14 protein-coding genes are annotated in these 15,159 nt (G+C 71.0%); 1 reads left to right on the plus strand and 13 read right to left on the minus strand.

What is annotated here, in order from left to right:
• Window positions 1-7: 7 nt before the first annotated feature.
• The 13 genes from nuoK to LJB74_RS07645 form a co-directional block, all read right to left on the minus strand.
• Window positions 8-307, minus strand: coding sequence for an NADH-quinone oxidoreductase subunit NuoK (gene nuoK / locus LJB74_RS07585; RefSeq protein WP_259307959.1), 300 nt, complete (start codon window positions 305-307; stop codon window positions 8-10).
• Window positions 304-1,125 carry an NADH-quinone oxidoreductase subunit J gene (locus tag LJB74_RS07590; RefSeq protein WP_259307960.1) on the minus strand — a complete coding sequence of 274 codons (822 nt, stop codon included), beginning with the start codon at window positions 1,123-1,125 and terminating at the stop codon, window positions 304-306. Before LJB74_RS07590 ends, nuoK begins: the two co-directional genes overlap by 4 nt.
• Window positions 1,122-1,901, minus strand: a complete 780-nt coding sequence (nuoI, locus tag LJB74_RS07595) for an NADH-quinone oxidoreductase subunit NuoI (RefSeq protein WP_396125137.1) — start codon at window positions 1,899-1,901, stop codon at window positions 1,122-1,124. Before nuoI ends, LJB74_RS07590 begins: the two co-directional genes overlap by 4 nt.
• Window positions 1,894-3,288 (minus strand): NADH-quinone oxidoreductase subunit NuoH, encoded by a 1,395-nt coding sequence (gene nuoH / locus LJB74_RS07600; RefSeq protein ID WP_259307961.1) that lies wholly within the window; start codon window positions 3,286-3,288, stop codon window positions 1,894-1,896. Before nuoH ends, nuoI begins: the two co-directional genes overlap by 8 nt.
• A complete protein-coding gene (locus LJB74_RS07605; protein ID WP_259307962.1) occupies window positions 3,285-5,972 on the minus strand; it encodes an NADH-quinone oxidoreductase subunit G in 2,688 nt (895 codons plus the stop codon). The genes nuoH and LJB74_RS07605 overlap by 4 nt, the downstream gene beginning before the upstream one ends.
• Complete coding sequence (gene nuoF / locus LJB74_RS07610) at window positions 5,969-7,312, minus strand: NADH-quinone oxidoreductase subunit NuoF (protein WP_259307963.1); 1,344 nt, start codon at window positions 7,310-7,312, stop codon at window positions 5,969-5,971. Before nuoF ends, LJB74_RS07605 begins: the two co-directional genes overlap by 4 nt.
• Window positions 7,312-8,040, minus strand: a complete 729-nt coding sequence (gene nuoE / locus LJB74_RS07615) for an NADH-quinone oxidoreductase subunit NuoE (RefSeq protein ID WP_259307964.1) — start codon at window positions 8,038-8,040, stop codon at window positions 7,312-7,314. The genes nuoF and nuoE overlap by 1 nt, the downstream gene beginning before the upstream one ends.
• On the minus strand, window positions 8,040-9,395 hold the full coding sequence (locus tag LJB74_RS07620) for an NADH-quinone oxidoreductase subunit D (protein WP_259307965.1): 1,356 nt from the start codon (window positions 9,393-9,395) through the stop codon (window positions 8,040-8,042). Before LJB74_RS07620 ends, nuoE begins: the two co-directional genes overlap by 1 nt.
• On the minus strand, window positions 9,395-10,180 hold the full coding sequence (locus tag LJB74_RS07625) for an NADH-quinone oxidoreductase subunit C (protein ID WP_259307966.1): 786 nt from the start codon (window positions 10,178-10,180) through the stop codon (window positions 9,395-9,397). Before LJB74_RS07625 ends, LJB74_RS07620 begins: the two co-directional genes overlap by 1 nt.
• Window positions 10,177-10,728, minus strand: a complete 552-nt coding sequence (locus tag LJB74_RS07630; RefSeq protein WP_259307967.1) for an NADH-quinone oxidoreductase subunit B family protein — start codon at window positions 10,726-10,728, stop codon at window positions 10,177-10,179. The genes LJB74_RS07625 and LJB74_RS07630 overlap by 4 nt, the downstream gene beginning before the upstream one ends.
• A 78-nt stretch (window positions 10,729-10,806) precedes the next feature.
• Window positions 10,807-11,166: an NADH-quinone oxidoreductase subunit A gene (locus tag LJB74_RS07635; protein WP_259307968.1), complete on the minus strand. Its 360-nt coding sequence runs from the start codon at window positions 11,164-11,166 to the stop codon at window positions 10,807-10,809.
• Window positions 11,167-11,254: 88 nt separating this feature from the next.
• Window positions 11,255-12,544, minus strand: a complete 1,290-nt coding sequence (locus tag LJB74_RS07640) for a geranylgeranyl reductase family protein (RefSeq protein WP_396125219.1) — start codon at window positions 12,542-12,544, stop codon at window positions 11,255-11,257.
• A gap of 147 nt (window positions 12,545-12,691) precedes the next feature.
• The gene (locus LJB74_RS07645; protein ID WP_259307970.1) at window positions 12,692-13,387 is read right to left on the minus strand and encodes a demethylmenaquinone methyltransferase; all 696 of its coding nucleotides are present in this window, start codon (window positions 13,385-13,387) and stop codon (window positions 12,692-12,694) included.
• Window positions 13,388-13,592: 205 nt separating this feature from the next.
• Between LJB74_RS07645 and LJB74_RS07650 the strand changes: the two genes are divergently transcribed.
• Window positions 13,593-14,912, plus strand: a complete 1,320-nt coding sequence (locus tag LJB74_RS07650; RefSeq protein WP_259307971.1) for an isochorismate synthase MenF — start codon at window positions 13,593-13,595, stop codon at window positions 14,910-14,912.
• The last annotated feature ends 247 nt before the right edge of the window (window positions 14,913-15,159 follow it).

Consider the following 15,159-nt stretch of genomic DNA (forward strand, 5'->3'; position numbering starts at 1 on the left):
CGTCCTCTCAGCTCTTCAGCAGGTTGACGTCATCGACCGAGGCCGAGCGGCGGGTACGGAAGATCGAGACGATGATCGCGAGACCGATCACGACCTCGGCCGCGGCGACGACCATCACGAAGAAGGCCATCACCTGCCCGGTCAGGTTCCCGTGCATCCGGGAGAACGTGACGAGCACGAGGTTGGTCGCGTTGAGCATCAGCTCGATGCCCATGAACACGATGATGGCGTTGCGGCGCAGCAGCACCGTCGTCGCGCCGATCGTGAACAGGATGCTCGCGAGGACCAGGTAGTTGGTCAGGCTCATGCCTGATCCTCCGTCCCGGGTTCGAGGGTGGGTGTCGGGGTCGCGGACGGGAGCGCAGGTGCCTGGAACTGCTCGATCCCGAGCTCCTGCCCGCGGATGCGCAGGACGCGCGAGACCGACTCCTCGAGCGGCTGCCCGAGGTGGTCCAGCGCGGGGACGTCGAGGGCGTTGTGCCGGGCGTACACACCCGGTGCGGGCAACGGCGTGAGCGAGCCGCCCGCCGCGACCCGGGCGTCGGCACGCTCCTTCTGGCCGATGCGCGGGGTGAGCCGCTGACGGTGCGTGAGCACGAGGGCGCCGAGGGCGGCCGTGACGAGCAGCGCGCCGACGACCTCGAACGTGAACACGTAGTGCCCGAAGATCATCTTGGCGACGGCGACCGGGTTGCTGTCGGCGTTCGCCGACGTGAGGCCGGTCATCGACGGGAGGGTCGCCCGGGTCACGACACCGACGAGCACGATGCCCAGGCCGATGCCCGCGAGCCAGCCGATCCACCGCTGGGCCTTGATCGTCTCGACCAGGGAGTCGGACGCGTCGACGCCGATCAGCATGAGCACGAAGACGAACAGCATCATGACCGCACCGGTGTAGACGACCACCTGGACGACCCCGAGGAACGGGGCGTCCTGGGCGACGTACAGGAACGCGAGCGAGATCATCACGACGATCACGCTCATCGCCGCGTGGACCGCCTTGCGGGCGAAGATCAGCCCGAGCGCCGCGATCACCATCACGGGTGCGAGGCACCAGAACAGGACGGCCTCGGCGCCCGACGTCGTCACCGTCTGGGCGGCGGCGGAGAGCAGTGCGGCACTCATCGGGCGGTTCCTCCTGCCGTGCGCGACGCGGCTGCGCGGTCCGCCCCCGCCAGCGTCGGGTCGTCGGGTCGGTTCTCCCGGACCCACGCGATCTGGTCCGCGACCGGACCGAGCACGTCACCCCGGTAGTACTCGGTGTCGGTCGTGCCCGGCACCATCGGGTGCGGCGAGGCGAGCATGCCCTCCCCCATCGGGGCGAGCAGGTCGGACTTCTCGTAGATCATCCCGGCGCGCGTCGGACCGGCGAGCTCGTAGTCGTTGGTCATCGTGAGCGCACGCGTCGGGCAGGCCTCGATGCACAGCCCGCAGAAGATGCAGCGCAGGTAGTTGATCTGGTAGACGCGGCCGTAGCGCTCGCCCGGCGAGAACTGGGCGTCCGGCGTGTTGCTCGCACCCTCGACGTAGATCGCGTCGGCCGGGCAGGCCCACGCGCACAGCTCGCAGCCGATGCACTTCTCGAGACCGTCCGGGTACCGGTTGAGCTGGTGCCGCCCGTGGTAGCGCGGCTTCGTCGGGACCTTCTCGAACGGGTACTGCTCGGTCACGATCGGCTTGAACATCGACGAGAACGTCACGCCGAACCCGGCGACCGGCGCCAGCACCTCGGCCAGCCCTCGGCGCGGCGGGATCAGGGACTGGTACTCGGCGTCGGCGGCGTCGAAGGTGACCTCCCCCGCCGCCGGACGCGTCGCGGGAGCCTTGCGGGCACCTGCCGACGGCGTCGCGGGCCGCGGCTTCCGCGGCGCCTGCGGCTTGCCCTTGCGCTGCTCAGCCACGCTGCACCTCCTGGGCGTCTGTTCCGGGATCGATCGCCGGTGCGACCGCCGCAGCGGCACGCGCCCTGCGCGGGGACGGCGGCAGGACCTGGCCGGGGAGCGGCGGCACCGGGTAGCCGTCCGCGAAGGCGTCGAACTCGACGGGTTCGGACGGCCGGCCGCTCGCCGGTGGTTCCTTCTTCTCCGGTATCAGGTAGGACACCGCGACCGCGACGAGCACCACCACGCCGAGACCGACGAGGATCGTCTGCAGGTTGAGGCTGCTGAACTGGCGCACGCCCTGCACGGCCGCGACGCACACGACCCAGCCGAGCGAGACCGGGATCAGGAGCTTCCAGCCGAACTTCATGAACTGGTCGTACCGGAGCCGCAGCAGCGTCCCGCGCAGCCAGACGAAGAAGAAGATCAACGCCCAGAGCTTGACGAGGAACCAGAGCACGGGCCACCAGCCCGTGTTGAACATGCCGTGGTTGATCGCCGAGATCGGCCACGGTGCGCGCCAGCCACCCAGGAACAACGTCGTGGCGACCGCCGAGACGTTGATCATGTTGATGTACTCCGCGAGGAAGAACCACGCGAACTTCATCGACGAGTACTCCGTCGCGTAGCCGCCGACGAGCTCACCCTCCGCCTCCGGGAGGTCGAACGGGAGCCGGTTCGTCTCGCCGACCATCGAGATCACGTAGATCACGAAGGCCGGGAGCAGCGGGAACGCCCACCACAGCGAGCGCTGCGAGCTGACGATCTCCGAGGTCGACATCGAGCCGGCCATCACGAACACGCTGACCAGCGACAGGCTCATCGACAGCTCGTAGCTGATGACCTGTGCGGTCGAGCGGACCGAGCCGAGGAGCGGGTAGGTCGAGTTCGAGGACCAGCCACCGAGGACGATGCCGTACACCCCGACCGAGGCGGCCGCGAGGATGTAGAGCACGGCCACCGGGAAGTCGGTGAGCTGCAGCGGGGTGAGGATCCCGAAGATGTGCACCGACGGTCCGAACGGGATCACGGCGAACGTGAGCAACGAGCAGAACACCGCGATCATCGGCGCGACGATGTAGACGACCTTGTCGGCCGCCTTGACGGTGATGTCCTCCTTGAGCAGGAGCTTCATCGCGTCGGCGAGGGACTGCAGCAGACCGAAGGGTCCGTGCACGTTGGGGCCCGGGCGCAGCTGCATGCGACCGACCACGCGGCGCTCGAACCAGATCGCGATCAGCACGCTCGTGAGCATGAAGATGACGATCACGACCGCCTTGAGCAGCCAGATCCAGAAGTTGTCGTGACTGAAGTCGGCGGCGACGCCCGCCTGGGCGCCCGACGGGTCCGCGGCAGCGACCAGGTTCAGCCCGGTCAGGTGCTGTGCGGCGAGAGCCACCACGCTCATGCCCGCCCCTCCTCGTTCTCGTCGTCCGACGTCGTCGATCCGGAGCCTGCCTGGCCCTCGGTCGCCGTGGCCTTCTCGGCGTCCGCGACCTCCTCCGGCACGGTGACTCCGGCTGCGGCCGGCGCGAGCCGGACGATCGCCCCGGCGTCGACCCCGAGGTCGGACCGTACCGCGCACCCGGGTGATCGCGTCGGCAGCCACACCACGTGGTCCGGCATGTCCGTCACGACGAGGGGCACGACGACCGCGCCGGCCTCGGTGCTGACCTCGACCGCGGCACCGTCGGCGACCCCGATCGCCGCAGCCGTGGCCGCCGACGTCCGGGCGACCGCACGCCGTGCCGTCCCGGCGAGGTACGGCTCGCCGTCCTGGAGCCGTCCCGCGTCGAGCATCAGGTGCCAGGTGGCGAGGACCGCATGACCGGGCTCCACCGGGGCCGGCGACCCGCCGGCGACCTGCGGGGCCGGGGTGCGCGCGCCGTCCCACGCACCGAGCTGGTCGAGCTCGGCGTGCACCTGGGTCAGCGTGCGGAGCCCGAGCGAGGTCCCCATGACGTCCGCGAGCTGGTCCAGCACCCGGTGGTCCGGCATCGCGGCCGAGGCGAGGGCTGCCGGGAACGGCCGCCGCCGCCCCTCCCAGTTCATGAACGTGCCCGCCTTCTCGACGGGCGGGGCGACCGGGAGCACGACGTCGGCGAGCTCGGTCACGGCCGAGGCTCGCACCTCGAGCGACACGACGAACCCGACGCTGTCGAGCGCGGCGAGCGCACCGACAGGATCCGCCAGGTCGGCCGGGTCGACACCACCGACGACGAGCGCCCCGAGCGACCCGTCGCGTGCGGCGGCGAGGATCGCCGACGTGTCACGTCCCGGTTCGGCCGGGATCGTCGGGACGTCCCAGACCGCGGCGATGTCGACGCGAGCAGCCGGCTCGGCGACCGGACGCCCGCCCGGGAGCAGCCCGGGGAGGGCGCCCATCTCCACGCCACCACGCTCGCCCGCACGCCGCGGGACCCATGCCAGCCGTGCACCGGTGCGCTCGACGAGCCGCAGCGCGGCCGACAGACCACCGGGGACGGTCGCCAGACGCTCGCCCACGAGCACGACCGCTCCCGGCGCGGCGAGAGCACCCGCGGCGGACACCAGGGTGTCGTCCGGGGCGCCGTCGACGATCGCGTCGAGCACCTCGGCCTCGGTCCCGGGGGCGGCGGCGAGCAGCGTGCCGTTCATCCGCTCGAGCCCGCGCGAGGCGAAGGGAGCGATCGACAGCACCCGGGTCCGCTTGGCGAGCACACCCTTGCGCAGGCGCAGGAACGTGACGCCGGCCTCCTCCTCGGCCTCGAGCCCGACCAGCAGGACCGCCGGCGCGTGCTCGAGGTCGTGGAACGTGACTCCCAGGACGTTCCCGGCGACGGCGTGCCCGAGGAACGCGTCCTCTTCGGCCGAGTGCGGGCGCGCGCGCAGGTCGACGTCGTTCGTGCCGAGCACCACGCGGGCGAACTTCCCGTACGCGTAGGCATCCTCGATCGTCAGGCGCCCACCGGGCAGGACACCGACCCCGGCACCACCACCGGCGACGGACGCGGCACGAAGGCCGTCGGCCGCGACCTCCAGCGCCTCGACCCAGCTCGCCGGCCGCAGCTCGCCCCGGGTGCCGTCCGGTGCGACGTCACGCACGAGCGGGCCCGTGAGACGGTCCGGTGCGGACTGCCAGGCGAACGCGAAGCGGTCCTTGTCGGTGATCCACTCCTCGTTGACGACCGGGTCGTCACCGGAGAGGCGGCGCAGCACCACGCCACGACGGTGGTCGATCCGGATCGCCGAGCCGCTCGCGTCGTGCTCGCCGACACCGGGCGTGGACACCAGGTCGAAGGGCCGCGAGCGGAACCGGTACGCCGCGCTCGTCAGGGCACCGACCGGGCAGATCTGCACGGTGTTGCCCGAGAAGTAGGACGCGAAGGGCCGCCCCGACTCGTCCTCGGTCGCCGCGCCTGCCGGTCGGTCGGCCCCGGCGTAGCCGAGGACCTCGGGCGCGAATGTGCCGATCTGCTGCTGGGCGCCGCGCTTCTGCAGGTCGATGAACGGGTCACCGGCGATCTGCTTCGAGAACCGGGTGCACCGCTGGCACAGGACGCACCGCTCCCGGTCGAGCAGGATCTGCGTCGAGATCGAGATCGGCTTCGGGAACGTCCGCTTGACGTCGACGAACCGGCTGGTCGCGCGGCCGTTGCTCATCGCCTGGTTCTGCAGCGGGCACTCGCCGCCCTTGTCGCACACCGGGCAGTCGAGCGGGTGGTTGATGAGCAGCAGCTCCATCACGCCGTGCTGAGCCTTGTCGGCGACGGCCGAGCTGCGCTGCGTCTTGACGACCATGCCCGGCGCGACGGTCATCGTGCACGACGCCTGGGGCTTCGGCATCGGGCGGAGCGACCCGTCGGGGCCCGGCATCGCGACCTCGACGAGGCACTGCCGGCACGCACCGGCCGGCTCGAGCAGCGGGTGGTCGCAGAACCGCGGGATCTGGATGCCGACCTGCTCGGCGGCACGGATCACGAGGGTGCCCTTGGGCACCGAGACCTCGAGCTCGTCCAGGTAGAACGTCACCAGGTCGGCCGGTGGCGTCACGTCCGAGCCGCCTGCCCCGGGCGCGGCGCCCGGCTGCTGCTTCGGCGTCGTGATGGTCATGCGTGCACCGTCCCTGCCATGCGGTCCGCCTCGTGGCGTGGGGTGTAGTCGAACAACGACGTGCGCTCCGGCGGGAAGAGCACAGAGGCCGGGGTGTGGAGCCCCGCCTCGAACTCCTCCCGGAAGTACTTGATCGCCGAGGTCACCGGTGACGTGGCACCGTCGCCCAGGGCGCAGAACGCCTTGCCGAGGATGTTGTCGCACGTGTCCAGCAGCAGGTCGATGTCGTCCGGGGTGCCCTTGCCGTGCTCGAGTCGGGTGAGCACCTGCTTCATCCAGTAGGTGCCCTCACGGCACGGCGTGCACTTGCCGCAGGACTCGTGCGCGTAGAAGTCGGTCCAGCGCGCGACGCAGCGCACCACCGAGGTCGTCTCGTCGAAGATCTGCAGCGCGCGGGTCCCGAGCATCGACCCTGCCGCGCCGACGGACTCGTAGTCGAGCGGGACGTCGAGGTGCTCGGCGGTGAAGATCGGCGTCGACGAGCCTCCCGGCGTCCAGAACTTCAGCTCGTGGCCCGCACGGATGCCGCCGGCCATCTCCAGCAGCTCGCGCAGCGTGATCCCCAGCGGGGCCTCGTACTGACCGGGGCGGGCGACGTGACCCGACAGCGAGAACAGGCCGTGACCGGACGACTTCTCGGTCCCCATGGACCGGAACCACTCGACACCGCGCGTGACGATCGCCGGGACGGACGCGATGGACTCGACGTTGTTCACGACCGTGGGCCGCGCGTACAGGCCGGCGACGGCTGGGAACGGCGGCTTGAGTCGCGGCTGGCCGCGCAGCCCCTCGAGGGAGTCGAGCAGTGCCGTCTCCTCGCCGCAGATGTAGGCACCGGCGCCGGCATGCACCGTGACCTCGAGGTCGTACCCCGTGCCGAGGATGTTCGTGCCGAGGTAGCCGGCGGCGTACGCCTCCTCGACGGCCGCGAGCAGCCGTCGGTAGACGTGCAGCACCTCGCCGCGCACGTAGATGAACGCGTGGTGGCAGCCGATCGCGTACGAGGTGATCGCCACGCCCTCGATCAGGTGCTGCGGGCTCGCGAGCATGAGCGGGACGTCCTTGCAGGTCCCGGGCTCGGACTCGTCGGCGTTGACCACCAGGTAGCGCGGTCCGCCGTCGGGCGCGGGCAGGAAGCTCCACTTCAGGCCGGTCGGGAACCCGGCACCACCACGTCCGCGCAGGCCCGAGTCCTTGACCATGCTGACGATCTCGGCCGGGTCGCGCGTGACCGCGGCGCGCAGTCCCGCGTACCCGCCATTCGCCTCGTACGCGGCCAGGGTCCAGGACCGGTCGGCGTCCCAGTGCGCGCTGAGGACGGGGGTGAGTGTCGTCGCCATCAGGACTCCTTCGCCTTCGTCGTCCTGGTCGAGGGCTTCTTCGCCGTCGGCGCGGTCTCACCCGGAGCGACCCAGGCGTTCTCGCGCGCGACCTCGAGGCCGGCGAGCGTCGCAGCACCGGCACCGACGCCCTCGTCGGCCCGTCCGTCCGAGAAGCCGGCGAGCACCCGTGACATCGCCTTGAACGAGCAGACACTCGAGGCGCCGCGCGTGGGGGCCACCTTCTCGCCGGCGCGGAGCCGGTCGACGGTCTCGACCGCGCTCGCCGGGGTCTGGTTGTCGAAGAACTCCCAGTTGACCATCATCACCGGCGCGTAGTCGCACGCCGCGTTGCACTCGACGCGCTCGAGGGTGATCGCGCCGTCCTCGGTGGTCTCGTCGTGGTCGATGCCCAGGTGGTCGCTGAGCTCCTCGAAGATCGCGTCCCCGCCCATGACCGCGCACAGCGTGTTGGTGCACACACCGACCGTGTACTCGCCGTTGGGGTGCCGCTTGTACTGCGAGTAGAAGGTCGCGACCGCGGACACCTCCGCCTTGCTGAGGTCGAGCACGTCGGCGCAGAACTGGATGCCCGCCGGGCTGACGTACGCGTCCTCGCTCTGCACGAGGTGCAGCAACGGCAGGAGTGCCGAGCGGGGCTCCGGGTACCGCGCGATGATCACGGCGGCGTCGGCGCGCAGGCGCTCGACCGTCGCCTCGTCGTAGCCGATCGCGTTCTCGGTCGACATCAGCGGTCCACCCCTCCCAGCACAGGGTCGAGCGAAGCCACGGCGACGACGACGTCGGCCAGCTGACCGCCCTCGCACATCAGGGACATGGCCTGCAGGTTGTTGAACGACGGGTCGCGGAAGTGCACCCGGTACGGCTTGGTCCCGCCGTCGGAGACGACGTGCACACCCTGCTCGCCGCGCGGGTGCTCGACCGTCTGCCAGGCCTGGCCGGCCGGCACCCGGAAGCCCTCGGTGACGAGCTTGAAGTGGTGGATCAGGGCCTCCATCGAGGTGCCCATGATCTCGCGGATGTGGTCGAGGGAGTTGCCCATCCCGTCGGTGCCGATCGCGAGCTGCGCGGGCCACGCGATCTTCTTGTCCGCGACCATCACCGGGCTGCTCCCCCGCTGGCCCATCGCCTGCAGCCGGTCGGCGGCCTGCTCGACGATCCGCATCGACTGGTAGCACTCCTCGATGCGGAGCACGACCCGGCTGTACGCGTCGGCCTCCGTCGAGGTCGGGACGTCGAAGTCGTAGGTCTCGTAGCCGCAGTACGGGTCGGTCTTGCGGACGTCGTACGGCAGGCCGGCCGAGCGCAGCACCGGGCCGGTGATCCCGAGCGCCGTGCACGCCGCGAGGTTGAGGTGCCCGACGCCGACCATGCGGCCCTTGAAGATCGGGTTCGCCAGCATGAGGTCCTCGAGCTGGCGCAGGTAGTGCCGCACCGTGACGAGCGTCTCGCGGATCGTGTCCAGCGCGCCCGGCGGGATGTCCTGCGCGACGCCACCCGGCCGGATGTACGCGTGGTTCATGCGCAGGCCGGTGATCATCTCGAAGACCTTGAGGATCTCCTCGCGGGCCGTGAAGGCCAGGATCATGATCGTCGTCGCGCCGAGCTCGTTCCCGCCGGTCCCGAGGCACACGAGGTGCGACGAGATCCGGTTGAGCTCCATCATGAGGACCCGGATGACCGATGCCCGCTCGGGGATGTCGTCCGTGATGCCGAGCAGCTTCTCGACCGCCAGGCAGTACGCGGTCTCCTGGAAGATCGGCGCGAGGTAGTCCATGCGCGTGCAGAAGGTCACGCCCTGGGTCCAGGTGCGGAACTCCATGTTCTTCTCGATGCCGGTGTGCAGGTAGCCGATGCCGCACCGGGCCTCGGTGACCGTCTCGCCGTCGATCTCGAGCATGAGGCGGAGCACACCATGCGTGGACGGGTGCTGCGGGCCCATGTTGACGACGATGCGCTCCTCGCCGAGGCGAGCGGCCTCCTCGGCGATCTCGGACCAGTCGCCGCCGGTGGCCTCGAACGAGGGGACGTCCTGCGTCGAGCCGTGCGAGAGGCCAGGGGTGGCGTGGGGGGTGGCAGCCATCAGTTGTACGACCTCCTCTGGTCCGCCGGCGGAACCGTCGCACCCTTGTACTCGACCGGGATCCCGCCGAGCGGGTAGTCCTTGCGCTGCGGGTGCCCCGGCCAGTCGTCGGGCATCTCGATCCGCGCGAGCGCCGGGTGACCGTCGAAGACGATCCCGAAGAAGTCCCACGTCTCGCGCTCGTGCCAGTCGTTCGTGGGGTACACCGCGACCGTCGAGGGGACGTGCGGGTCGGCGTCGGGCACGGCGACCTCGAGGCGGAGCCGACGGCCGTGCGTGATCGACGTCAGGTGGTACACGGCGTGCAGCTCGCGACCGACCTCGTGCGGGTAGTGCACGCCCGAGACCCCCAGGCTCATCTCGAAGCGGAGGTCCTGGTCGTCGCGAAGGTGCCGGCAGACCTCGACGAGGTGGTCGCGGACCACGTAGACCGTCAGCTCGCCGCGGTCCACCACGATCTTCTCGATCGCGGCGCCGAACCCGGTGGCCGGGCCGCCGTCGGCCGGTGGCTCGTCGAGGAGCTCGGCGAGGATGTCGACGACCTCGTCGAACCAGCCGCCGTACGGCCTCTCGCTCGGTGCGGCCACCGCGATCTCGCGCACGAGCCCGCCGTAGCCGGAGGTGTCGCCCGAGCCGCGCGCACCGAACATCCCGGTCCGGGTGTCGACGACGTCGAGGGTCTCCCGGCTGCCGCGCACCGGAGCCTGGAGCTGCTGGGACTGGTCGGTCTCCGTGCTCGCCGTCTCGGGGGTCTGCTCGGGGGTGGGCGTGTTGTCCTCGGTCACCGCAGGAGGCCCTTCATGTGCGACGTCGGGGTGGCCTCGAGCGCGGCGGCCTCGGCGGCTGCGGCGGCGTCCTTCCGGTTCACGCCGAGCGGCGAGGCCTGGATCTGGGCGTGGAGCTCGAGGATGGCGTTGATCAGCATCTCCGGGCGCGGCGGACAGCCCGGCAGGTAGATGTCCACCGGCACGATGTGGTCGACGCCCTGGACGATCGCGTAGTTGTTGAACATCCCGCCGGACGACGCGCAGACGCCCATCGACAGGACCCACTTGGGCTCGGGCATCTGGTCGTAGACCTGCCGCACGACGGGGGCCATCTTCTGGCTGACCCGACCGGCGACGATCATGAGGTCGGCCTGGCGCGGTGAGGCGCGGAAGACCTCCATCCCGAACCGTGAGAGGTCGAACCGCGACGTGCCCGCAGCCATCATCTCGATGGCGCAGCAGGCCAGACCGAAGGTCACGGGCCACAGCGATCCCTTGCGGAAGTACCCCGCGAGGGATTCGACACTCGTCAGCAGGAACCCCGAGGGGGCCTCTTCGATACCCATGTCAGCGCTCCGCTCTCATCGGCTGTCGGGCGTCCCGCAGGTCCGGCAGGTTCTGGTGGTCAGGGGTGCTCACCGGGGTCAGTCCCACTCGAAACCGCCTCGGCGCCACTCGTACACGAACGGCACGGTGATGAGCACGAGGAAGCCGATCATCGCGACCAGGCCGAACACGGCGAGGTCCGCGAAGCTCACGGCCCACGGGTACAGGAACACGACCTCGATGTCGAACACGATGAACGTCATCGCGACGAGGTAGTACTTGATCGGGAACCGCCCACCGCCCACCGCGTGCGGGGTGGGCTGGATGCCGCACTCGTAGGCCTCGAGCTTGGCGCGGTTGTAGCGACGGGGCCCGATGATCGCGCTCGCGCCGACGCCGCCGAGAGCAAGGACGGCGGCGACACCCATCAGGACCAGCAGGGGGACGTAAGGGTTCATCGGTGGGCTCTCCCGAGGGCGGCTGGAGTGCATCGTGCGGTGGTGCAGGGGTCGAGGACGTCGCGTGGTGCGGGCCCGGCGCGTCGGATCATGCCGGGGCCAGCTTCGTGAGCCCCGAGATGACCCGGTCGACCATATCCCCACCGCGCGGTTCGTAGCAGTCCGACAACAGCTTCAGCGTGAACCGCATGATGAGAGGCCGCGGCAGACCGTACCGCGTGCAGACGCGCATGACCTGAGGGTGCTCGATCAGCTTGACGAACGTCCGGCCCAGCGAGTAGTACCCGGCGAGCTCGTCACGCATGGCCTGAGGGTAGGTCGCGAGGGCACGTTCGCGGGCCGCCGCGGTCCCGCGCGCCGCCGCCTGGGCGACCGCCTGCGCCGCGAGCCGTCCGGCCATGATCCCGTAGGCGATCCCCTCGCCGTTGAACGGGCTCACCATGCCGCCCGCGTCGCCGACGAGCATGAGTCCGCGCGCGTAGAGCGGCAGCCGGTTGAACCCCATCGGGAGCGCGGCCCCACGGACGGGACCGAGCTGGTTCTCGGGGGTGAACTCCCACTCGGCCGGCGCGTTGGCCATCCAGGTCGCGAACAACGACTTGTAGTCGATCTTCGTGGCTGCTGCCGTCGAGCTCACCGAACCGAGGCCGACGTTGGCGGTCCCGTCGCCGAGGGCGAAGATCCAGCCGTAGCCGGGCATGAGGTTCGACCGTCCGGGCGGACCGTCCCAGAGCTCGAGGTGGCTCTCCATCCACGGGTCCTGGTGCCGGGGCGTCGTGAAGTACGTCCGGACCGCGACCCCCATCGGGCGGTCGTGGCGCTTCTCGATGCCGAGGGCCGTCGCAAGCCGTGAGGAGACACCGTCGGCCGCGATGACCACCGGGGCACGGTACGTCACCTCGTCACCGGTGCGTCGGCCGTCGTCGTCGACGGGACGGGCGGTGACGCCGACCACGCGGCCGGTGCGGTCGTCGACCAGCGGACCCGTCACGTTGGTGCGCTCGATCAGCTTGGCGCCGGCAGCGCGCGCGTGCTCGGCGAGCAGGTGGTCGAAGGTCATCCGGGTCTTCGCCAGCCCGAACGAGGGGTAGCTCGACAGCTCGGGCCACGGCAGCTCGAGGCGGTGCCCTCCGCCGATCACCCGGAGGCCGGCGTTGCGGATCCAGCCGTCCTCCTCGCGGATGGGCAGACCCATCGCGACGAGCTCCTTGACGGCGCGCGGCGTCAGCCCGTCACCGCAGACCTTGTCCCGGGGGAACGCGGCCTTGTCGAGCAGGAGGACGTTCAGGCCCGCCGAGGCGCAGTAGTAGGCGGCAGCAGACCCAGCGGGTCCCGCGCCGACGACGATGACGTCCGCGTCATCGCTTCCTGCTCGCACCACGGTGTCGCCTCACTTGTGAAGACGTTCACGTACTAACCCCACGAGAGTCTAGCTGCGCCCTCAGACCATGTCTGCGAAGGCTTACCTACTTTGACACGGCCTTCTGCCGTGACTATGCGGTGGCGCTCGGCGACGGACCGCGGATCACTCCGGACGGACACCCCGGTGGAGCGCGACGATCCCGCCCGAGAGGTTCCGGTACTCGACATGTCCCCAGCCCGCCGCCTTGATGAGGCGACCCAGCGCCTGCTGGTCGGGCCAGTCGCGGATCGACTCCGCGAGGTACACGTACGAGTCCGACTGACGTGCGACCGCTCGCGCGACCCTCGGCAACGCCCGCATCAGGTAGCCCGAGTACACGGTGCGCCACGGCGCCCAGGACGGCGTCGAGAACTCGCACACCACGATCCGTCCGCCCGGCCGGGTGACGCGCAGCATCTCCGCCAGCGCCGTCGGGGTGTCGACGACGTTGCGCAGCCCGAACGAGATCGTGACCGCGTCGAAGGACTCGTCGGCGAACGGCAGACGGGTGGCGTCACCCGCGGTGAACGCGAGGTCCGGCCGCCGGCGCTTGCCGACCTGGAGCATCCCGAACGAGAAGTCGCAGGGCACGACCTCGACGCCCGCATCGGCCAACGGTTCGCTCGACGTCCCGGTACCGGCGGCGAGGTCGAGGACCCGCTCACCCGGCGACGCGCCGATCGCGTCGAGGGTCGCTCGCCGCCAGGCGCGGTCCTGGCCGAGCGAGAGGACGTCGTTGGTCAGGTCGTAGCGCCGCGCGATCCCGTCGAACATCGACGCGACCTCGTGCGGCTTCTTCTCCAGGCTGGCGCGGCTCACCGACAGATTGTCTCAGCCCCCGCACCCACCCCACGCCCACCCCCACCCACCCGACACCCACCCATCCGCCGAGATCGCACATGGCGGCCGAGATCGTGACGTCTGATGTCCGATCTCGGCCGCCATGTGCGATCTCGCGGGGTGTGACAGGGGGCTGGCGGGTGGGGGGCATGGTGGGGGGTCGGGGGAATTAGCATGGGGACCGATGAACGCGCAGCCCACCTGGTCGTCCGACGACGTACCGCGCCCGCTCCTGGTGCGGACCGTGGCGATCGACACCCTTCCGCTCGGCCCGGCCGGACTGCTCGACCTCCTCCCGGCCGACGCTCCGCTCGCCTGGGTGCGGCGAGGGGACGGGCTCGTCGGCTGGGGCGAGGCGCTGCGCATCACGACGAGCGGCGCAGGACGGTTCGCCGACGCCGAGCGCGCCTGGCACGGGGTGCTCGCCCACTCGGTGGTCCGGGACGAGATCGGGCTCCCCGGCACCGGACCCGTCGCCTTCGGCTCGTTCGCGTTCGACCCCACGTCGGACTCCGGCGGGGTGCTCGTCGTCCCGCGCGTCGTCGTCGGCCGCCGCGGCGACCGCACCTGGCTCACGACGATCGAGAGCGGTGCGACGCTCTCCCCCGGACCCACCCTCGACACCGTGGTCGGTCGCCGCACCCCGGTGACGGCCCCCGGTGACGTCAGCTACAGCGACGGTGCCGTCCCCGCAGCGGGCTGGACGGACGTCGTGGCTCGCGGGGTCGCGGCCATCCGCGCCGGAGCGGTGGACAAGGTCGTGCTCGCACGCGACGTCGTCGCGACCGCAGCCGAACCGGTGGACGTGCGCTGGGTGCTCGGCAGGCTCGCGGCCGACTACCCGTCCTGCTGGACGTTCTCGGTCGACGGGATGCTCGGCGCGACGCCCGAGCTGCTCGTGCGCTCCGAGAAGGGGCTCGTCACCTCACGCGTGCTCGCCGGCACGATCCGCCGGACCGGTGACGACGACGCGGACCTCGGCCGGGCGGCGATCCTCGCCCACTCCTCGAAGGACCTCGAGGAGCACGAGTACGCCGTCGCATCCGTCGCGGACGCGCTCGCGCCGTTCTGCTCCTCGACGAACGTGCCCGACGTGCCGTTCGTGCTCACGCTCCCCAACGTGCTGCACCTGGCGTCGGACGTCACCGGCGTCCTCGCGACCGGCCGTCCCGGTGAGCCGGCGCCGTCGAGCCTGAGCCTCGCCGCGGCGCTGCACCCCACCGCGGCGGTCTGCGGCACGCCCACGGCTGCCGCACGCGAGCTGATCCGGCAGATCGAAGGCATGGAGCGGGCCCGGTACGCCGGACCGGTCGGCTGGTTCGGTGCCGACGGCGACGGCGAGTGGGGCATCGCGCTCCGTTCCGCCGAGATCGACCCGACCGATCCGCGCCGGCTCCGGCTGTTCGCCGGGTGCGGCATCGTCGCTGCCTCCGACCCTGCCGCCGAGCTCGCCGAGTCCGAGGCCAAGCTGGTGCCCATGCGGCACGCGCTCGCGAGCGACTGACCTCACCGCAGACGCGTCCGCCGGCAAGGACCGCCGCGATCGCGCGCAGCACCGTGCGCGACCTACACGCACGATCCGCGTGCACGAACGTGATCACGACCGGACGACGGTACGACCCGGCGACGGCATGACCGACCTGATCGCCGCACAGCGACCGGCCCCACCGCACGGCGACCGGCCCCACCGCACGGCGAAGGCCGGCACCCGTGACGGGTGCCGGCCTGCCGAGCCGGGAGTGCGTGGCGGG

Source organism: Cellulomonas sp. P24 (assembly GCF_024704385.1).
Classification (GTDB): Bacteria; Actinomycetota; Actinomycetes; order Actinomycetales; family Cellulomonadaceae; genus JAJDFX01.